General features: G+C 55.4%; 14 protein-coding genes, 2 tRNA genes and 3 rRNA genes. 11 read left to right on the top strand and 8 right to left on the bottom strand.

Annotated features, from left to right (window positions below):
- Positions 1-29: 29 nt before the first annotated feature.
- The gene (locus tag HKK55_RS14220; protein WP_169355264.1) at positions 30-761 is read right to left on the bottom strand and encodes an SDR family oxidoreductase; all 732 of its coding nucleotides are present in this window, start codon (positions 759-761) and stop codon (positions 30-32) included.
- A gap of 91 nt (positions 762-852) precedes the next feature.
- On the opposite strand from HKK55_RS14220, the gene HKK55_RS14215 reads away from it, so the two are divergent.
- On the top strand, positions 853-1,413 hold the full coding sequence (locus HKK55_RS14215) for a TetR/AcrR family transcriptional regulator (RefSeq protein ID WP_169355263.1): 561 nt from the start codon (positions 853-855) through the stop codon (positions 1,411-1,413).
- Position 1,414: 1 nt separating this feature from the next.
- Here the strand turns inward: HKK55_RS14215 and HKK55_RS14210 are convergent, their stop codons facing one another.
- Positions 1,415-1,696, bottom strand: coding sequence for a hypothetical protein (locus HKK55_RS14210; protein ID WP_169355262.1), 282 nt, complete (start codon positions 1,694-1,696; stop codon positions 1,415-1,417).
- 167 nt (positions 1,697-1,863) lie between these two features.
- The gene (gene rhtA / locus HKK55_RS14205) at positions 1,864-2,751 is read right to left on the bottom strand and encodes a threonine/homoserine exporter RhtA (protein ID WP_169355261.1); all 888 of its coding nucleotides are present in this window, start codon (positions 2,749-2,751) and stop codon (positions 1,864-1,866) included.
- A gap of 698 nt (positions 2,752-3,449) precedes the next feature.
- Between rhtA and HKK55_RS14200 the strand changes: the two genes are divergently transcribed.
- From HKK55_RS14200 to rrf, 5 genes are all read left to right on the top strand, one after another.
- Positions 3,450-4,986 (top strand): 16S ribosomal RNA (locus HKK55_RS14200).
- 83 nt (positions 4,987-5,069) lie between these two features.
- Positions 5,070-5,146: transfer RNA gene (locus HKK55_RS14195), tRNA-Ile, on the top strand.
- 30 nt (positions 5,147-5,176) lie between these two features.
- Positions 5,177-5,252: transfer RNA gene (locus HKK55_RS14190), tRNA-Ala, on the top strand.
- A gap of 236 nt (positions 5,253-5,488) precedes the next feature.
- Positions 5,489-8,379, top strand: a 23S ribosomal RNA gene (locus tag HKK55_RS14185).
- Positions 8,380-8,523: 144 nt separating this feature from the next.
- Positions 8,524-8,639, top strand: a 5S ribosomal RNA gene (gene rrf / locus HKK55_RS14180).
- The 16S, 23S and 5S rRNA genes sit together here with 2 tRNA genes alongside, the layout of an rRNA operon.
- An 81-nt stretch (positions 8,640-8,720) precedes the next feature.
- On the opposite strand, the gene HKK55_RS14175 is transcribed toward rrf, so the two are convergent.
- Complete coding sequence (locus HKK55_RS14175; protein WP_169355260.1) at positions 8,721-9,599, bottom strand: LysR family transcriptional regulator; 879 nt, start codon at positions 9,597-9,599, stop codon at positions 8,721-8,723.
- A gap of 102 nt (positions 9,600-9,701) precedes the next feature.
- Here HKK55_RS14175 and HKK55_RS14170 point away from each other — a divergent pair, with 102 nt between their 5' ends.
- Entirely contained in the window at positions 9,702-11,117 is a 1,416-nt protein-coding gene (locus tag HKK55_RS14170; RefSeq protein WP_169355259.1) for an aldehyde dehydrogenase family protein, read from the top strand.
- A gap of 11 nt (positions 11,118-11,128) precedes the next feature.
- Here HKK55_RS14170 and HKK55_RS14165 read toward each other — a convergent pair whose 3' ends face one another.
- Entirely contained in the window at positions 11,129-12,061 is a 933-nt protein-coding gene (locus HKK55_RS14165) for a TIGR03571 family LLM class oxidoreductase (protein WP_169355258.1), read from the bottom strand.
- A gap of 263 nt (positions 12,062-12,324) precedes the next feature.
- Between HKK55_RS14165 and mrdA the strand changes: the two genes are divergently transcribed.
- Entirely contained in the window at positions 12,325-14,217 is a 1,893-nt protein-coding gene (gene mrdA, locus HKK55_RS14160) for a penicillin-binding protein 2 (protein WP_169355257.1), read from the top strand.
- A 21-nt stretch (positions 14,218-14,238) separates the two neighbouring features.
- On the opposite strand, the gene HKK55_RS14155 is transcribed toward mrdA, so the two are convergent.
- Positions 14,239-14,649, bottom strand: a complete 411-nt coding sequence (locus HKK55_RS14155; RefSeq protein ID WP_169355256.1) for a GFA family protein — start codon at positions 14,647-14,649, stop codon at positions 14,239-14,241.
- A gap of 130 nt (positions 14,650-14,779) precedes the next feature.
- Between HKK55_RS14155 and HKK55_RS14150 the strand changes: the two genes are divergently transcribed.
- Positions 14,780-15,241: an SRPBCC family protein gene (locus tag HKK55_RS14150; protein ID WP_169355255.1), complete on the top strand. Its 462-nt coding sequence runs from the start codon at positions 14,780-14,782 to the stop codon at positions 15,239-15,241.
- Here HKK55_RS14150 and HKK55_RS14145 read toward each other — a convergent pair.
- Positions 15,238-15,822, bottom strand: a complete 585-nt coding sequence (locus HKK55_RS14145; protein WP_169355254.1) for a hypothetical protein — start codon at positions 15,820-15,822, stop codon at positions 15,238-15,240. The genes HKK55_RS14150 and HKK55_RS14145 overlap by 4 nt on opposite strands.
- Positions 15,823-15,964: 142 nt before the next feature.
- Between HKK55_RS14145 and HKK55_RS14140 the strand changes: the two genes are divergently transcribed.
- Positions 15,965-17,008 carry a M4 family metallopeptidase gene (locus tag HKK55_RS14140; RefSeq protein ID WP_169355253.1) on the top strand — a complete coding sequence of 348 codons (1,044 nt, stop codon included), beginning with the start codon at positions 15,965-15,967 and terminating at the stop codon, positions 17,006-17,008.
- Between the two features lie 10 nt (positions 17,009-17,018).
- Positions 17,019-17,336: a protealysin inhibitor emfourin gene (locus HKK55_RS14135; protein WP_169355252.1), complete on the top strand. Its 318-nt coding sequence runs from the start codon at positions 17,019-17,021 to the stop codon at positions 17,334-17,336.
- Between the two features lie 13 nt (positions 17,337-17,349).
- On the opposite strand, the gene HKK55_RS14130 is transcribed toward HKK55_RS14135, so the two are convergent.
- Positions 17,350-20,442 carry an autotransporter outer membrane beta-barrel domain-containing protein gene (locus tag HKK55_RS14130; RefSeq protein ID WP_169355251.1) on the bottom strand — a complete coding sequence of 1,031 codons (3,093 nt, stop codon included), beginning with the start codon at positions 20,440-20,442 and terminating at the stop codon, positions 17,350-17,352.
- Positions 20,443-20,488 lie beyond the last annotated feature (46 nt).

Here is a 20,488-nt window from a genome sequence, read left to right as displayed (position 1 = left end):
GCTCGCTGTTTATTGTTATGGGGGCGTGCTTACCAAGGTTCATTCCAGGGGCGCAGGTCCAGTTCGAAGGTCCAGGCATCCCGTGGTTGACTGTGCAGGTACCAATAGCTGTCGGCAATGTGTTCGGGGTTGAGAATGCCGTCCTGGTCCTTGAGGGCGTATTTTTGCGGGAAGCTGTCACGGATGAAGGCCGTGTCGATGGCACCGTCGACCACGATATGGGCAACATGAATATTACGCGGGCCCAGTTCTCTCGCCATGCTTTGCGCCAAGGCACGAATTCCGTGCTTGGCCCCCGCGAATGCGGCAAACCCGGCAGCACCGCGTAAGCCAGCGGTAGCGCCAGTGAACAAAATGGTGCCCCGTTGACGGGTAACCATTCGCTTGGCCACTTCCCGGGCATTCAGGAAGCCGGAAAAGCAGGCCATTTCCCAGATCTTGAAATACTTGCGGGCGGTTTCTTCCAGGATGCTGCACGGCACGTTTGCGCCGATGTTGAAGATAAAGGCTTCGATGGGGCCGAGCTCTGTTTCGATCTGTTCTATCAGCGCAACGACCTCTTCTTCTTTGCGCGCATCGCAGGCAAAGCCATGGGCTTCACCTCCGGCTGACAAAATACTGTCTACCAGCGGTTGAAGCTTGTCGGCGCTGCGCCGAGTGACGCAAGCGACATACCCTTCACGGGCAAAACGCCTGGCAATTGCTCCTCCGGTGGCATCGCCAGCACCGACGACCAGTACGATTTTTTTCTTGTCTGTCATGGGAAGATCCTTTGGTAAACGATCGTTAGCTAAACGAACGTTATGCTACGATCTGCTGAGCGTCAAGGTGACAAGTCCAGTGGGGTATGAAATGCGGTATTCAGCCAGTCACAAGCAGGAAACCAGAGAGAAGCTGTTGCACAGCAGCGCGGCCATGGCCAAGAAAGAAGGGTTTGCCAGTGTCGGTGTAGATGGCTTGATGAAAGCCATTGGCCTGAGCGGCGGGGCTTTTTATAGTCACTTCTCTTCGAAGGACGAATTGTTCAGTTCGATTATCGAGCGGGAGCTGAGTCACAGCCTTGAGCGCTTGAACGGCAACGGCGTTCAGAGTCGTGAGAGGCTGGATCGTTGTCTCAAGTTCTATTTGAGCATGGCTCATGTGGAGCAGATGGACGCGGGATGTGCTTTGCCGAGTCTTGGGGCTGAGATTGCACGGTCTGATGTTGCGGTGCGTCAGCAAGCGCAGGACTGGATTTGCAGGTTACACGCGGGTTGGGCTGCGACGCTGGGCAGCGACAGCCTGGCTTGGGCAGTTCTGTCGCAGTGCGTCGGCGCGCTGGTGGTGGCGCGGATGATGGTTGACCCGCTGGTTCAAGCGCAGGTGCTGTCATCGAACCATGAGGTACTCAGCCAACAGATAGGAGGCCTGTGAGTTACTTGCAGATGACGATCATGCTTCGGCTGGTATAGCCAGCAGGGTTGAGGCCAAACGGATAGTCGCCCGGATCTTCTGCGTTATCGCCCGACTTGGCGATGACCCTATAGCCTTTGGTGCCGCATGAATTGGCTGCGCTGCTATAGCACTGGTCCCAGGAGGAGGATAGGCCAGAACAGTTGATGTGCAGCCCCTTTTTCCCCCGTTTCACTTCTGTCTTGGTGGTCGCGGCACAACCAGCGATGGTCATGACGACTAACAGTATCAAAATTCGTTTCATTCCCATCCTTAATAGCCGCTTCGCAGAGATGCCCGAAGCAGGCTTTGCTCGCTCTCGATTGTAGCGTTCTTGATGTCCCTATCGAAATTCTCCATGACTGACATTGGGTTACAGTCTAAACATGGCCTAATTGAGCGGCAAATACTAGAGCTACGTTAAATCCTGAATCAATCTGACGGGACTAATGGTTTGGATTCATTACGCATGGTCAGGGTTGCGCCAACAGAAGCCAGGATGATGCAGGTGATGGCCATCCATTGTGTCAAGGACAAGTGTTCCTGAAGGAAAAATAGCCCGGAGAGCGCACCGAAAGCGGGTTCAATACTCATCAAGGTGCCGAATGTACGGGCCGGGAGCCGAGTCAGCGCAACCATCTCCAGGGTGTAGGGCAGGGCAGTGGACAAAATCGCGACGCCAATGGCGATTGGGATCAGTGAGGGAGTCAGTAGTGTTGTGCCGGCATGGACTATCCCAATCGGTGCGACAAACAGCGCGGCGATCATGACACCTAGTGCGGCCGTTTGAACGCCGTTGTCTGCTCCCGCCTTCTGGCCAAACAGGATGTAAAGCGCCCAGCAGATGCCGGCGCCTAATGCATAGGCAGCACCCGTCAGATCAATCCCGCTGCTGGTTTCTCCGATGGGGATCAGCAGCAGGAGACCGATGATCGCCAGGCCGATCCAGAGGAAGTCGACCGCGCGACGCGAAGAATAGATAGCAACTGCCAGAGGCCCGGTGAACTCGAGCGCTACGGCTATTCCCAGGGGAACGGTCTGCAGGGACATATAGAAGAGGAAGTTCATCCCACCCAGCGCCATTCCATAGACGATTACGGTGCGTAGGGATTTGGCGGTGAGCCTGGCGCGCCATGGGCGTAATAGCAGTAGCATGATGACGCTGGCGAACACAAGGCGCAGGGTGGTAGTGCCTTGTGCGCCAACGATAGGAAACATGCTTTTAGCCAGCGAGGCACCGGACTGTATGGAAGCCATGGCAATCAGTAGCAGGCCGACAGGGAATAATGCCGAGGCTAGGCTACGAGGCGAGGTGGTCATCGAGGGTGTTCGTCCGAAGTCATATAAAGGAACAGAAGCGCCTATGATGCTTAAGTGTTGAGGCTTGAGCAATATATTGCTCAGCCGGCTCTCTTCTTACCCTCTATATAGAAGGGATTTGTTGTTATTCCTGCATATTGATAGAAAAGCAAAATTAGGGGTTGACGGCAGATTCTGGAAGTCTATAATTCGCCCCACTTCCGGCGCAGTCGAAACGGAAAACTCCTTGGTAAACAAAGAGTTATGTAGGTTTCGACAGCGAGTTGCTTCAGATCATCGAAGCCCAGAAGGAGTTGATAAGGCCGTGTTGTTTAGCCCTATCAACGGTTCGATCTTCTCGGTCGAAAGCGGAGAAAAAGAGGTGTTGACAGCAGCGTGTAACGCTGTAGAATTCGCCTCCCGCTAACGAGAGATCGGAAGCGCAAGTGGTTGAAGTTACAAAGGAAACTTTGAAAACTTCTTAAAAAAACCGCTTGACAGCAACAGAGGCTGCTGTAGAATGCGCGCCTCGGTTGAGACGAAAGATCTTAACCAACCGCTCTTTAACAACTGAATCAAGCAATTCGTGTGGGTGCTTGTGGAGTCAGACTGATAGTCAACAAGATTATCAGCATCACAAGTTACTCCGCGAGAAATCAAAGATGTAACCAACGATTGCTGAGCCAAGTTTAGGGTTTCTTAAAAACCCAAAGATGTTTGAACTGAAGAGTTTGATCATGGCTCAGATTGAACGCTGGCGGCAGGCCTAACACATGCAAGTCGAGCGGTAGAGAGAAGCTTGCTTCTCTTGAGAGCGGCGGACGGGTGAGTAATGCCTAGGAATCTGCCTGGTAGTGGGGGATAACGTTCGGAAACGGACGCTAATACCGCATACGTCCTACGGGAGAAAGCAGGGGACCTTCGGGCCTTGCGCTATCAGATGAGCCTAGGTCGGATTAGCTAGTTGGTGAGGTAATGGCTCACCAAGGCTACGATCCGTAACTGGTCTGAGAGGATGATCAGTCACACTGGAACTGAGACACGGTCCAGACTCCTACGGGAGGCAGCAGTGGGGAATATTGGACAATGGGCGAAAGCCTGATCCAGCCATGCCGCGTGTGTGAAGAAGGTCTTCGGATTGTAAAGCACTTTAAGTTGGGAGGAAGGGCAGTAAATTAATACTTTGCTGTTTTGACGTTACCGACAGAATAAGCACCGGCTAACTCTGTGCCAGCAGCCGCGGTAATACAGAGGGTGCAAGCGTTAATCGGAATTACTGGGCGTAAAGCGCGCGTAGGTGGTTCGTTAAGTTGGATGTGAAATCCCCGGGCTCAACCTGGGAACTGCATTCAAAACTGACGAGCTAGAGTATGGTAGAGGGTGGTGGAATTTCCTGTGTAGCGGTGAAATGCGTAGATATAGGAAGGAACACCAGTGGCGAAGGCGACCACCTGGACTGATACTGACACTGAGGTGCGAAAGCGTGGGGAGCAAACAGGATTAGATACCCTGGTAGTCCACGCCGTAAACGATGTCAACTAGCCGTTGGGAGCCTTGAGCTCTTAGTGGCGCAGCTAACGCATTAAGTTGACCGCCTGGGGAGTACGGCCGCAAGGTTAAAACTCAAATGAATTGACGGGGGCCCGCACAAGCGGTGGAGCATGTGGTTTAATTCGAAGCAACGCGAAGAACCTTACCAGGCCTTGACATCCAATGAACTTTCTAGAGATAGATTGGTGCCTTCGGGAACATTGAGACAGGTGCTGCATGGCTGTCGTCAGCTCGTGTCGTGAGATGTTGGGTTAAGTCCCGTAACGAGCGCAACCCTTGTCCTTAGTTACCAGCACGTAATGGTGGGCACTCTAAGGAGACTGCCGGTGACAAACCGGAGGAAGGTGGGGATGACGTCAAGTCATCATGGCCCTTACGGCCTGGGCTACACACGTGCTACAATGGTCGGTACAGAGGGTTGCCAAGCCGCGAGGTGGAGCTAATCCCACAAAACCGATCGTAGTCCGGATCGCAGTCTGCAACTCGACTGCGTGAAGTCGGAATCGCTAGTAATCGCGAATCAGAATGTCGCGGTGAATACGTTCCCGGGCCTTGTACACACCGCCCGTCACACCATGGGAGTGGGTTGCACCAGAAGTAGCTAGTCTAACCTTCGGGAGGACGGTTACCACGGTGTGATTCATGACTGGGGTGAAGTCGTAACAAGGTAGCCGTAGGGGAACCTGCGGCTGGATCACCTCCTTAATCGACGACATCAGCTGCTCCATAAGTTCCCACACGAATTGCTTGATTCATTGAAGAAGACGATAAAGAAGCAGCCCGAAATTGGGTCTGTAGCTCAGTTGGTTAGAGCGCACCCCTGATAAGGGTGAGGTCGGCAGTTCGAATCTGCCCAGACCCACCAATTTTGTGTGGGAAACGCCTGTAGAAATACGGGGCCATAGCTCAGCTGGGAGAGCGCCTGCCTTGCACGCAGGAGGTCAACGGTTCGATCCCGTTTGGCTCCACCACTAACTGCTTCTGTCATGTAAAGCTTAGAAATGAGCATTCCATCGTGATGATGGTGAATGTTGATTTCTAGTCTTTGATTAGATCGTTCTTTAAAAATTTGGGTATGTGATAGAAAGATAGACTGAACGTTACTTTCACTGGTAACGGATCAGGCTAAGGTAAAATTTGTGAGTTAAATTGCGAATTTTCGGCGAATGTTGTCTTCACAGTATAACCAGATTGCTTGGGGTTATATGGTCAAGTGAAGAAGCGCATACGGTGGATGCCTTGGCAGTCAGAGGCGATGAAAGACGTGGTAGCCTGCGAAAAGCTTCGGGGAGTCGGCAAACAGACTTTGATCCGGAGATGTCTGAATGGGGGAACCCAGCCATCATAAGATGGTTATCTTACGCTGAATACATAGGCGTAAGAGGCGAACCAGGGGAACTGAAACATCTAAGTACCCTGAGGAAAAGAAATCAACCGAGATTCCCTTAGTAGTGGCGAGCGAACGGGGACTAGCCCTTAAGTGGCTTTGAGATTAGCGGAACGCTCTGGAAAGTGCGGCCATAGTGGGTGATAGCCCTGTACGCGAAAATCTCTTAGTCATGAAATCGAGTAGGACGGAGCACGAGAAACTTTGTCTGAATATGGGGGGACCATCCTCCAAGGCTAAATACTACTGACTGACCGATAGTGAACTAGTACCGTGAGGGAAAGGCGAAAAGAACCCCGGAGAGGGGAGTGAAATAGATCCTGAAACCGTATGCGTACAAGCAGTGGGAGCCCACTTTGTTGGGTGACTGCGTACCTTTTGTATAATGGGTCAGCGACTTATTTTCAGTGGCGAGCTTAACCGAATAGGGGAGGCGTAGCGAAAGCGAGTCTTAATAGGGCGTCTAGTCGCTGGGAATAGACCCGAAACCGGGCGATCTATCCATGGGCAGGTTGAAGGTTGGGTAACACTAACTGGAGGACCGAACCGACTACCGTTGAAAAGTTAGCGGATGACCTGTGGATCGGAGTGAAAGGCTAATCAAGCTCGGAGATAGCTGGTTCTCCTCGAAAGCTATTTAGGTAGCGCCTCATGTATCACTGTAGGGGTAGAGCACTGTTTCGGCTAGGGGGTCATCCCGACTTACCAAACCGATGCAAACTCCGAATACCTACAAGTGCCGAGCATGGGAGACACACGGCGGGTGCTAACGTCCGTCGTGAAAAGGGAAACAACCCAGACCGTCAGCTAAGGTCCCAAAGTTATGGTTAAGTGGGAAACGATGTGGGAAGGCTTAGACAGCTAGGAGGTTGGCTTAGAAGCAGCCACCCTTTAAAGAAAGCGTAATAGCTCACTAGTCGAGTCGGCCTGCGCGGAAGATGTAACGGGGCTCAAACCATACACCGAAGCTACGGGTATCACGTAAGTGATGCGGTAGAGGAGCGTTCTGTAAGCCTGTGAAGGTGAGTTGAGAAGCTTGCTGGAGGTATCAGAAGTGCGAATGCTGACATGAGTAACGACAATGGGTGTGAAAAACACCCACGCCGAAAGACCAAGGTTTCCTGCGCAACGTTAATCGACGCAGGGTTAGTCGGTCCCTAAGGCGAGGCTGAAAAGCGTAGTCGATGGAAAACAGGTTAATATTCCTGTACTTCTGGTTATTGCGATGGAGGGACGGAGAAGGCTAGGCCAGCTTGGCGTTGGTTGTCCAAGTTTAAGGTGGTAGGCTGGAATCTTAGGTAAATCCGGGATTCTAAGGCCGAGAGCTGATGACGAGTTACCTTTTAGGTAACGAAGTGGTTGATGCCATGCTTCCAAGAAAAGCTTCTAAGCTTCAGGTAACCAGGAACCGTACCCCAAACCGACACAGGTGGTTGGGTAGAGAATACCAAGGCGCTTGAGAGAACTCGGGTGAAGGAACTAGGCAAAATGGCACCGTAACTTCGGGAGAAGGTGCGCCGGTGAGGGTGAAGGACTTGCTCCGTAAGCCCATGCCGGTCGAAGATACCAGGCCGCTGCGACTGTTTATTAAAAACACAGCACTCTGCAAACACGAAAGTGGACGTATAGGGTGTGACGCCTGCCCGGTGCCGGAAGGTTAATTGATGGGGTTAGCTAACGCGAAGCTCTTGATCGAAGCCCCGGTAAACGGCGGCCGTAACTATAACGGTCCTAAGGTAGCGAAATTCCTTGTCGGGTAAGTTCCGACCTGCACGAATGGCGTAACGATGGCGGCGCTGTCTCCACCCGAGACTCAGTGAAATTGAAATCGCTGTGAAGATGCAGTGTATCCGCGGCTAGACGGAAAGACCCCGTGAACCTTTACTATAGCTTTGCACTGGACTTTGAATTTGCTTGTGTAGGATAGGTGGGAGGCTTTGAAGCGTGGACGCCAGTTCGCGTGGAGCCAACCTTGAAATACCACCCTGGCAACTTTGAGGTTCTAACTCAGGTCCGTTATCCGGATCGAGGACAGTGTATGGTGGGTAGTTTGACTGGGGCGGTCTCCTCCTAAAGAGTAACGGAGGAGTACGAAGGTGCGCTCAGACCGGTCGGAAATCGGTCGTAGAGTATAAAGGCAAAAGCGCGCTTGACTGCGAGACAGACACGTCGAGCAGGTACGAAAGTAGGTCTTAGTGATCCGGTGGTTCTGTATGGAAGGGCCATCGCTCAACGGATAAAAGGTACTCCGGGGATAACAGGCTGATACCGCCCAAGAGTTCATATCGACGGCGGTGTTTGGCACCTCGATGTCGGCTCATCACATCCTGGGGCTGAAGCCGGTCCCAAGGGTATGGCTGTTCGCCATTTAAAGTGGTACGCGAGCTGGGTTTAGAACGTCGTGAGACAGTTCGGTCCCTATCTGCCGTGGACGTTTGAGATTTGAGAGGGGCTGCTCCTAGTACGAGAGGACCGGAGTGGACGAACCTCTGGTGTTCCGGTTGTCACGCCAGTGGCATTGCCGGGTAGCTATGTTCGGAATAGATAACCGCTGAAAGCATCTAAGCGGGAAACTAGCCTCAAGATGAGATCTCACTGGGACCTTGAGTCCCCTGAAGGGCCGTCGAAGACTACGACGTTGATAGGTTGGGTGTGTAAGCGCTGTGAGGCGTTGAGCTAACCAATACTAATTGCCCGTGAGGCTTGACCATATAACACCCAAGCAATTTGCGTCGAAAGGCCAGATTGCGGTGTGTGAAGACGATACAAACCGAAAGTTTGCGTAACACACAAATCTATTACATACCTAATTTGCTGAAGCGAGGCCAACAGGCCGCGACTCAGTACCCGAATTTCTTGACGACCATAGAGCATTGGAACCACCTGATCCCATCCCGAACTCAGTAGTGAAACGATGCATCGCCGATGGTAGTGTGGGGTTTCCCCATGTGAGAGTAGGTCATCGTCAAGATTAAATTCCGAAACCCCATTTGCGAAAGCAGATGGGGTTTTGTTTTGCGCGGTCGAAAAGTTCAGAAGCAGCGAGCTGTTTTTAAAAGCTCTGCTCCCTGATCAGTTCAATCAGTGCTCTCAATCCAGCTGGCACATGACGTCTACCTGGGTAATAAAGACATAACTTGTCTAACGCCGGCGTCCAATCTTTCAGGACTCGCACCAAGCTCCCTGTGGCCAAATCTACCGCAGCATTCCATTCCGTAAGGTAGGTCAACCCAAGCCCCGCCCTGGCTGCTTCAAGCATCAAGGTTGGATTATCAAGTGTTAATGCGCCTTGCACATCTACGGCAAGTGTTTCGCCGTGACGCTCGAACTCCCACCGATAGATTGCCCCGCTTGGCATTCTGCTGCGAATACATTGGTGCTTGCGCAGGTCTAATGGGCTAAAGGGGACAGGGTGCCTGGCAAAATAATCCGGGCTGCCCAATACCGCAAACCGCTGTGCCGGACTGATATCTACCGCGATCATGTCTTGGGGAACGCTGTCACCGAGACGAATCCCTGCATCAAACCCTTGCGCAATGATATCTATCAGGCGCCCTTCAGTGACGATATCCAGTTTCATCTGCGGATAACGCTGCAAGTACTCCAGCAGCAGCGGCATGATCTGTTTTGCTGCGCCCAGACGCAAGGTCCCTGTGGGTTCTGAGTGATGATTACCCGCCTGCTCCAGAGCCATACGAATGGTCGCAAGTGCCGGAGTAATGGTACCGATAAACTCTGCGCCCACCTCGGATAACGACACACTGCGCGTAGTTCGGTTGAACAAGCGAACCCCCATACGCGCTTCGAGCGCCGCAACGGAGTGACTCAGCGCAGAGGTTGACACATTCAACTCCGTAGCCGCAGCACGAAAACTACGATGACGGGCTACCGCCATCACCGCTTCCAGTTCGTTCAGTCCGGTTTTGTTCATTGTCCTGGATTACTCATGAACTCATGTCGACTTATCCGACTTATCAGCTCAATCATAGTGATTTACCGTAGGACTCACTAGCTGAACGCTCCTGGAGGATCTATGCATCATATCGACCACGTGTACATCAACGGCGCCTTTGTGACACCTCACGGAGAAGAGCTTTTCGAGCTGTTCAATCCGGCTACGGGTCAGAGCATTGGCCAGGTCAGATTGGCAGACGAATTGGACGCCAAGGGTGCAATTGCCGCAGCGAAACAAGCCTTCCCCGAGTTCTCCCGCAGTACAAAAAGTCTGCGCGTCACTCACCTCAGACATATGCATGCAGCCATTCAATCCGTAGAAGATGAGCTGACTGAAGCAATCATTGAAGAGTACGGTGCCCCCATCTCCCGCGCCCGATGGATGGCCAAGCACGCGGCCGGCGTCCTGGAGGATGCCGCTGTCGTGCTTGAGGAATATACGTTCTCCCGGCGTATTGGCATCGCCGAAGTGGTCATGCAGCCGCTAGGTGTTGCCGGATTGATTACGCCTTGGAACAGCAACGCCGGTTTCATCTGCGGAAAGCTGGCCGCGGCGTTGGCTGCCGGTTGTACAGCGGTGATCAAGCCAAGCGAAATGAGCGCGCTTCAGACAGCCATTGTGACCCGTGCCCTCCACAAAGCCGGATTACCGCCAGGCGTCTTCAATATTGTCACCGGCCGTGGTGAAACCGTCGGAGTCGTCTTAAGTTCACATCCGGACATTGCGAAAGTCTCATTCACGGGATCTACCGCAATCGGCAAGAGCATTCTGGGTTCCGGGGCGCAGACCTTGAAGCGCGTTACCCTGGAGTTGGGCGGTAAATCCCCGGTGTTGATCCTCGAAGATGCAGACCTCAGTGCCGCCGTGCCCATGGCCATCCAGGCCGGTTTCATGAACAGCGGTCAGGCTTGTATTGCCGGCACTCGAATTCTGGTACCCGAGCAGCGCTTGGCTGAAGTTGAAACGCTGATGATCGAAGAGTTGGCCAAGGTGCGGGCAGGTGACCCCCGAGATCCGGATACTAGCGTGGGCCCCATGGTCAGTCTCAAGCAGTGGGAGCGGGTCCAGCGCTATATCCAGCTTGGGATCGAAGAGGGCGCTCATCTGGTGGTGGGCGGGCCCGGCTTACCGGAGGGGATTAAGGCCGGTTGGTTCGTAAGGCCAACCGTGTTCAGTCGTGTGACGAATCAAATGACCATTGCCCGTGAGGAAATCTTCGGTCCGGTGTTGTCCATCATTACTTACGCCAATGAGGAAGAAGCCATTAGCATTGCCAATGACACACCTTACGGCCTCCAGGCATATATCTTGTCATCCGATCCTGCCCGCGCACGGAAACTGGCCAGTCGCATTGACGCAGGCCGAGTCTTGATCAATACCCTTGCCCATGAGCCCCGGGCACCGTTTGGCGGTTTCAAGCAATCGGGTATTGGCCGTGAATACGGTACTTTTGGTCTGGAAGCTTTTCTGGAGCCCAAGTCGATTCTTTCCTGAGGGTCGCCGAATCAAAGCGGGTCATGAAACCTGGGCAGGACGTGTTCGGCCAACTCGCTGATCACTTCTGCCACGGGCCGTTCACTACGGCGCAGATGTAACCCGACATGCTGGACGCCCGCTGCTTTAAGGGCCTGTAACTCATCAATCAACCCCAGACGGCCACTGCGTCCGCCGAAACGCACACGCTTCATCGGTGCATGCGGGTTAGCCTCCAGGTCCAGATGTAGAAATGTTATGTAAGGTTTATCGCCACTCACATCCCGCCAAATGTCCACACGGTGATGATGTTCTTCTGGCGTACCTGGGTAGGCCAGCCACCCGTCCATATGTTTCCCTATCCAGGCCGCAGACTGTTGGCCCAATCCGGCTACCAGCAGCGGCACAGGTACTTCGCGCTCGGGCAGCAGGCGGGCGCCTTCCGGCAGGCGACCATGCCCCTGGCTTTGTAATAACTCAACCGTGTTGCGAAAGCTTTCTCCGCGCTGCGCGTAGTCCACACCGAACAGCGGGTACTCCATCGGCCGGTCGCCACTCGCCACGCCGAGGAGCAGACGTCCATCGCTCAGCTCGTCGACGCTGTTGGCAGCTTTCAGCGTCAGCCAGGGTTGACGCAAGGGCAGCACCACCGCAGCGGTACCCAGCATAATGTTTTGTGTAATCCCTGCCAGGTAACCCAGGTAGGAAAAGGTTTCGAAGACCTGAGCGGCATCGCCAAAGTTTGGGTCATACACCGGCACATCCCGTACCCATAATGCTTTAAAGCCACTACTGTCGGCGAGTCGGGCCAGTTGCGCATGCTGCTTAAGGTCCGGTACGCCGAACGGGCGATCTTCCTTCAAGCGTGAACGTTGACCGTCGGCGGACCAATCATTGTCCAGAGGCAGTTCCAGGCCGATGGAAAATTGGCGGGTACCCAACAATCGTTGAAAACGAGGGTGCATAAAAGGCCTCCAGCGCCTTGTACAGGGCAAGGCGGTTCTATGAATGAATGCGTCAAGTATCCAGAGAGCTGAGATGGAGAAAAATGCACGAATAGGAACAATAATTTTGATAAAAAAGCACGAATAGACCCGGAAAGATTGCCATTGGGGAAATCGATGCAAAGTGTTTCCGCATTTTTGGTATGGTGCAGCACATTTTCACAGGGACTGATTGTTCGTCCGCAGGAAGCGGCGTCGACCTTATTCAACGAGATGCTGTAGAAATGCCTGAACCGATACCGATCAAAGATCACGAAAAAGAAAACCGTCTGGTCAATAAGCGGCTGCTGGCCTGTGCGCTGCTTGTGATCGGCATTACCTGTGCCCTGGTAGGGCGCATGTATTTCCTGCAGGTGGTGGAGTTTGACTATCACTCCACCATTTCCGAAAACAACCGGGTCCACGTCCTGCCCATTACGCCTACTCGTGGCCTGATCTACGACCGCAATGGCGTGGTGCTCGCGGATAACCGGCCGAGCTACAACCTGATCATCACCCGCGAGCGCGCGTCAGACCTCAAGGGCGAACTCGACTCGATCATCAGCCTCTTGCACCTGCCTGCTGAAGACCGGGCCTTGTTCGACAAGGCCATGAAACAGGCCCGACATCCTTTCGTGCCTGTAACGCTGTTCTATGAACTGACCGAAGAGCAGATCGCCTTGCTGGCCGTCAACCAGTTCCGCCTTCCCGGGGTGGACGTTGAACCGCAGTTCGTCCGTCATTACCCGCTGGGGGCGCACTTTGCCCACTCCATTGGTTACGTCGGCCGCATCAACGAGAAAGAATCCAAAGCCCTCGATTCGGTGGAGTACCGTGGCACGCAGTCCATCGGCAAGACCGGTATTGAGCGTTTCTACGAGTCGGAACTGCATGGCCACGTGGGCTATGAAGAGGTCGAGACCAACGCCCAAGGCAGGGTTTTGCGGGTGCTCAAGCATACCGATCCGATCCCCGGCAAAAACATAGTCCTCAGCCTGGACGTCAAGCTCCAGGAAGCCGCCGAAGAAGCCTTGGGGGATCGCCGAGGCTCAGTGGTCGCCCTTGATCCGGAGACTGGCGAAGTCTTGGCGATGGTCAGCAAGCCGAGCTTTGACCCGAACCTGTTCGTCACCGGGATCAGCTTCAAGGAATACGCCGCGCTGCACGACTCCATTGATCGGCCGCTGTTCAACCGGGTCCTGCGCGGGCTTTACGCGCCGGGCTCGACCATCAAACCGGAAGTGGCAATCGCCGGGCTCGACAGCGGTGTCGTCACCGCCCAGACCCGTGTATTTGACCCCGGTTATTACCAGCTCCCGGACTTCGATCACAAATACCGTAACTGGAACCACAGCGGCGACGGCTGGGTGGACATGGACGCGGCGATCATGCGTTCCAACGACACCTACTTCTATGACTTGGCCCACAAGCTGGGTATCGATCGCCTGCACGACTACCTGGCTGAGTTTGGCCTCGGCCAGAAAGTCTCCCTGGACATGTTCGAGGAGTCAGCGGGCTTGATGCCGTCCCAGGCCTGGAAGCGCGCCACTCGGCGCCAGCCCTGGTTCCCGGGGGAAACCGTGATCCTCGGCATTGGCCAGGGCTACATGCAGGTCACGCCGCTGCAACTGGCCCAGGCCACCGCGCTGATTGCCAATAAAGGCGTATGGAACCGGCCGCACCTGGCCAAGACTATCAATGGTGTGCCACCGGTGGATGAGAACCCGATGCCTAACGTTGTCCTCAAGGACCCGCGTGGCTGGGAACAGGTCAACCACGGCATGCAATTGGTGATGCACGACCCACGGGGCATTGCCCGGGCCGCCGCCGCAGGCGCGCAATACCGCATTGCCGGCAAGAGCGGCACCGCGCAAGTGGTGGCGATCAAGCAGGGGGAACGCTACAACCGTTTGAAGACCTCGGAGCGCAACCGAGACAACGCCTTGTTCGTCGGTTTCGCCCCGGCGGAACATCCCAGAATCGTGATCTCCGTGATGATCGAAAACGGTGAGGCGGGTGGTCGTGTAGCGGGTCCGGTTGTACGGCAGATCATGGACGCGTGGTTGCTGGACCAGGACGGCCATTTGAAGCCGCAATACGCAACCCCGAGTAAAGCACCGGGCGATCCCCACGTCTGATGCGCGAAGGCATGAACTCGTTCATGCCTTCCACTCCTCCCACTGCTCCAGCCCTTCGTAAGACAGCCACGGCACATCATGGGACGTCCAGATGTGGCACGTCGGCTGCTCTCCAGGATCGTCATCCAGTGTTGCAACCCGCACAATCACATGGGGCTGATGCTTGCGTTCAGCCATCAGGTGCGAGCCGCACTGCGAGCAGAAATGCCTGAGCTTTCCCGGTGACGATTCGAAGGACGATAAAAGCTCTGCGCCTTGAGTCCAGCGAAAGTGCTCGCGCATGACGCCTGCCGTGGCGACGAACGCCGCGGCATGGACTTTGCGGCAACTGTGGCAATGGCAGTGGCTGATGGGCATGTCCAGGCGGTCCACCTGGTAACGCACGCCCTTGCAAAAGCAACTGCCATGGAGCGGTTTCCGTGGATCGTTCATGTATCAGCCTTGTCTGAATGAAAAGTGGCCAATCAATCTACCTTGCACGCCGATAGTTTCGTACCGTGATGTGGTACTGAAAGGTTGCGCATTGGTCGATGTGGCCTACTGTCAATGAAGGAGGTGACTTATGGACGTACATGATCGCATTGAACGAAAAGTCCTGCTCAAAGCCCCGCACGAACGGGTCTGGCAAGCGCTGATCGAGGCCGAGCAATTTGGCAGTTGGTTCGGAATTGACCTTAAGGGAAAACAGTTTGTAGCAGGCGAGGCAATTGCAGCCCAGATCACATTCCCGGGCTACGAGCATGTTAAATGGAATGCAAGAATCGAACGGCTTGAACCGCAAAAGCTGTTCTCTTTCAGTTGGCACCCTTACGCGATAGAAGAGGGGATCGACTATGACTCGGAGACTCCGACTCTGGTGGAGTTCGCCCTCGAAGACCACACCGAAGGCACCTTGCTTCGGGTGGTCGAGTCAGGTTTTCTCGCGATCCCTCAGGCGCGTCGCGAGAAAGCCTTCAAGATGAACTCTCGCGGCTGGGACGAGCAGATGAACAACATCGAGGTTCACCTGACCAAATCCCCTTAGCCCTCGTGAGCCGTGGTGATCTCCAGCGTATCGGTGTAGGTCACCAACACACTTTGCCCGACCTTGAGGTCTTTGAGGCCGGCACGAATTTCCGGTTTTTCCACCGTCAGCACTTTCGAGACGCCCGCAGGATTTTCCAGGGTGACCTGGTTCTTCTTCAGGTCAATATGGGTGATTTTCAGCTGTACCTGCACCTGACGGAACGCTGCGCCGCCGGGGTTCGGGTTGTCGGCGGTGGCACGAAGCACTCCGGTCTTCTCGCTGGCGTCCGGCGCGCTTTTATCCACGTCGGTGTCCAGCACGGCGGCCACCGAATGAGTCACCAGCACCTTGACCTGATCACCGACCTTCAAATTGCCCAAATCCTTGGCCTGATCGCGGAGTTGCACATGCACCTCACGACCTTCGGCGCCTTCCAGCACGACTTGGTGATTGACCGCATCCACGGCCAACACCTTAGTGGTCACTTCGTCGGCTTCCAGGCTCTTGGACAGAGGAATATCAGCAGCGTGGGCAAGGCCGCCAGTGGACATGAGAATCGCCACGGCAACGGCCTGGCGCAAGGAGCGAAATGCTTTCATTGAACGGACTTCCATGTGAGAGGAGCCCTCAGTCTAGTGGTGAGTCACCGATACGCAACCTCACCCCACCGGACGAAAACGAACCTCTGGCGCCAAACTCGATCACAACAGTATCGACAGCCGTCCGACAAGGAGAACGCGCATGCCCCGTCAAGGTCAATATCCGGGATTCATTCCGCCGTACATTCTTCATCGTTTGATAGATCATGGGTCCGAGTGGCAGCGCTCTCGGGCGCTGAATACCTTGACCCATGTTCGCCAGCTGTTACCCAATCCGGGGCTTGTATCGGTGGCGGGGGCGGCAGCAGAGAAAACCGTACCCGGCACGTTGCAACGACATATCTACGATGCTCAACACCTGACTGTCCTGCCCGGTGCCTTGGCGCGGGCCGAGGGCCAGCGCGCCAGCGGCGATACGGCGGTGGACGAGGCCTATGACGCACTGGGTGCCACTCACGACTTTTTCTGGCAGGTCTACGGGCGCGACTCCATCGATAACCGAGGCCTGGCCCTGGTGGGCACCGTGCACTACGGCGAAGGCTACGACAACGCCTTCTGGAATGGCGCGCAGATGGTCTTTGGTGACGGTGATGGTGAGGTGTTCCAGCGCTTCACCCGGTCCCTGGATGTCGTGGCTCATGAGTTGGCGCACGGCATCACCGAGAGCGAGGCGGGCCTGGTCTATCGCAACCAGTCCGGGGCCCTCAATGAATCGGTCTCTGACGTATTCGGTATCCTTACCAAGCAATACGTCCTCAAGCAGACTGCCGAACAGGCCGATTGGCTGATCGGGGCCGATTTACTCACCGACAAGGTCAAGGGTAAGGGACTGCGCTCCATGTCCCACCCCGGCACTGCCTATGACGACCCGGTCCTGGGCAAGGACCCGCAACCGGCGCATATGCGTGACTTTGTCGTGACCCAGGATGATAACGGCGGAGTACACCTGAATTCCGGCATCCCCAACCGCGCGTTTTATTTGGGCGCCATCGCCCTGGGCGGCTCAGCCTGGGTGCAGGCGGGGCAGATCTGGTATGACACTGTGTGCGATAAGCGCCTGGATAACGATGCTGATTTCCAGGCGTTTGCCACACTGACCGTCGAGCACGCCCGTGAACGTTTTGGCGTCGCCCAGGGCAAGGCTGTACAGAAAGCCTGGGCGGGTGTGGGTGTGAATCTGGCATGAGGAGAATGCAATGAAAGAACTGCCACCCTTGGGCAGCGACGCCACCGTCCGGCTTTCCCGCCAGGGCGGCGTGACGGCGATGTTGAGTCGGCCCCGTGAAATCGAATTTGCCCAATACAACCCGGATGAGCGCGAGCAGATTTGCAGCCTGCTGAAGGGCTGCCTGCCGTTGACCTCATCCGAGTCGGGGCGGGGCGACCAGCGCTTCTATCAGATTGAAGTGCGCTTTCGCCAGGATGACCGCGATGACCAACTGATGCTCCAGGTGCCGGAAGACCGGGCACCTGGAGAATTAGTGCGGTTGTGGGACAAAGGGTTAGTGTCCTGAGGTTTCCGAGACCTCAGAAACTCATCTGCCACTGCCCGACCACTGCGTGATTGCGGCTATTGCTACCCAACTCACCGTTGTAGCCGACGCTCAGGGTATGCCGTGCAGACAAGCCGACATCCAGCCCTGCTCCAACCATCAGGCTATCGCGATCCAGCGCGCTGCCTTCGACGTTGAATGCATCCCCACCCACCACAAACGCCTGGCGGGTTTCACTGTCGACGTTGCCATACACATGCCGCCAGCCAAGGCTGGCTCGCGGTGTAAGGCTGATGCCGTTGTCCAGTTGGCTCAGATGCGCCAGGCGCATGCCGAAGGTGCTGCTGAAGTTGTCCTGGGTCTGGGCATCGACCTTGAGTGACGCAATGCCGCCTTTTTCGGTGAAACTGTCGCGGTGATAACGCTGATAACCCAGGTTGGTAAACGGCTCGATGTTGAAACGCCCGCTGCCCAAGGCATAGCCCAGTTCGGCAAATGCTTGTTGGCTGTCGGCGTCGTAATTGCCTTTTGGCTTGTCGCTGAAACCTTCGAACTCGACCGTGCGCTTGTTATCGCCGGCATGATGGCTGTAGGCGGCACCCAGGCGCAGGGCCACCGGACCGTCCTGGCGCACGGCATACCCACCGACGTGCCAGCTGCGCAGCTTGTTATCGACGTTATGGCTGTCCAGGTCGGTCTTCGAATAACCGCCCACTACACCCAGGCGCCAGGTTGGCGATAACGACCAATCAACCCCCAGCAAGCTGCCTTGAGTCCGCTGCTGCATGCCGTCGCTGCCGTGTTGACTGTCGAGCTTGCCATAGCTGCCTATGCCCTGCAGCCAGACGCGGCCACGTGCACTCGGGTCATTGAGGTTGCGTGCGCCGCTCGGTACGCCCGTGGCTGCCAGCTCCGGGGTTTGTGTCGACTCAAGCCCCACCAGCAAGCCTGCTCCGTTGCCCATCTGGCGCATGGCGGACAGCATTGAGGTGCCGACCAGGGAGCTGGCCGTCAGGGTGGCGCTGCTGAGGTTGGCGTTACTGCTACCGGCCAGGGCTTCGATGGCGGCGCTGGCGGTGGCTTCTGAGGTGTTGAGCAGGGCGTCGTTCAGCGGGTTTGGTTGCCAAAAAAACGGCGGATATGGACCGTATATATCATCCCGATATCTCCAACTGATTGACTCGATGCTCTGAACCGCTCGGGCACCGTTGGCAGTGCGGGCGTACTCCGTGAAATTCACGTCGTTGCGGGTGTAACTCAGGTCTACCCTGTTGGCTTCGTAGCTGAGTTTTGGGGTCAGAAAGGCATAGTAACGGAGCTCGGAATCATCGAAGGTTCCGGTGATGCTGCCAGCCTCAAGTACTGTGTAGCGACTGTGCCACGGGTAGTTGAAGTCGCTGCCGGTGTTCAGCGAAAAGCGAGCGCCATTGAGACTGGCATTGCCGGTCACATGGGTTGTCGCGGTGCTGCCGTCCGCATTGGTAGCAAAATAGAACGTAGCACCGGGTGCCATCGTCAGGTTGCCGTTGACCTGCGGTGCTCCTACTTGGATGTTGGTGGTCAGTTGGCCGTTGATGATCAAGTTGCCGACCGATCCACGGCCTTGGTACTCGCCACCCTGGTCAACCACCACAGTACCGGCGATACCCCCTTGGTTATCCAGCAGTGCACGGTTGAACACCTGGGCGCCCTGGCTGAAATCACCTTGGCCATTGAGCACCCAATAACCGTTACGGACCTGCAATGACTCAAAATTACGGGTATCGCCCACGGTTCCATCAGGTGTTTGGCCGGGATAATAATAAGGGTATTGGTAGGCTTCCAGAATCATTGTGTTATGACCCGTTCCTCCGTCCACCAACCCCTCAAAAATGGCACCCTTGTTCAGCGTCAAGGTATCGTTGCCACCTCCCAGATCAAGGGCAACACCATTGGCGCCACTGATCAGGCCACCATTGACAACCTGATCATCAAAGTCGCCGATGAACTTCACACCAAAACCGTCGAGCCCACGGATAACACCATAGGTCCTCAAGGTTGTAGCGGCCACCGCTGAACCACCCTGGCCATCACTGACCAGAATGCCGTTGTTGGCTCCTATGATGATTCCCGGTGTTTCTCCACGGGTTGGGGCGGCGCCGTTGAATACGTAACCGCCGCCAATCGACACACCTTCGCTGGTATTGGCTCGACCGTTCTTGTCCACGCCGCTGGATCCGGTGCCTTGTATAGTGCCTTGTCTGTTGCTGACATTGGCAATGCCACCAATCCGTACGCCGTCGCCATCAACGTTGGTTTGTCGGCCATCCTGCCCGCCAGTGATCGTGCCATTATTGTTGAAAAAACTACCGTCGCTCACGGATACGGCACCGGCACCGTTACGCCCGATGATCGTGCCTGCGTTACTCAGGTCGATATGATCCCCTGAAACACCATTGCGCCCACCCGAGATCAGGCCTGAATTGGAGATTCGTGTATCGATTGCAGAGCCGGTGTTGATACCGTCGAACCTATCTGCAGCGCTTCGGGAGTCGCCGGTGGATATTTCCCCATCGTTGGTGAGGCGCGCATGAGAGCCGGTACGGACACCGTCGCCGGCATCAGCCCGAATAACCGCGCCCTTTTGGTTCTCGATAGTCGTGCGGGCGCGTTCTCCCACTACGGAGCTGAAGTCCAGGGCTTGTCCGTTCAACGCCCGGATCGTACCGCTGTTCTTGAGATTGATCTCGCCGTCGTTTTTCAGGTCTGCACTGATCCGAATGGCATCATTTTCGCCTTGAATTAACGCGCCAGCGGTATTGTTGATGGAGTAAGAGCCGTAGCCGTTATGGACGCCAGGAGTGGCAATTGCCGCCGCGGCAGAGGAGACAATCTGGCCGTCGTTATTGATACGAATACTGGGGCTCCAGAACGGGACCTTGCGTATTTCGACGGCAGTCTCCACGGCGTTGATACGGCCAGCGTCTCTGACCCATAGACTGGGGTCCATATTGCCGCCACTGCCCATGGATTGAGCAGCAATAGTCGGTGTACGAATTTCGATTTGTGCTTGGCTGGCCTGGGAAAACCAAACGCCGGAAACGATCAATGAAATATGCAGGGCAAGACGGCGGGGCGTAAACGACATGCTGGAAGTCCTTTTCTCGTATAACGCTATCTTCCTATATGGCGCT

This window comes from Pseudomonas sp. ADAK18, assembly GCF_012935695.1.
GTDB lineage: Bacteria > Pseudomonadota > Gammaproteobacteria > Pseudomonadales > Pseudomonadaceae > Aquipseudomonas.
Note: the sequence above shows the minus strand (reverse complement) of the source record. Positions and strands in the feature narration are given on the sequence as shown.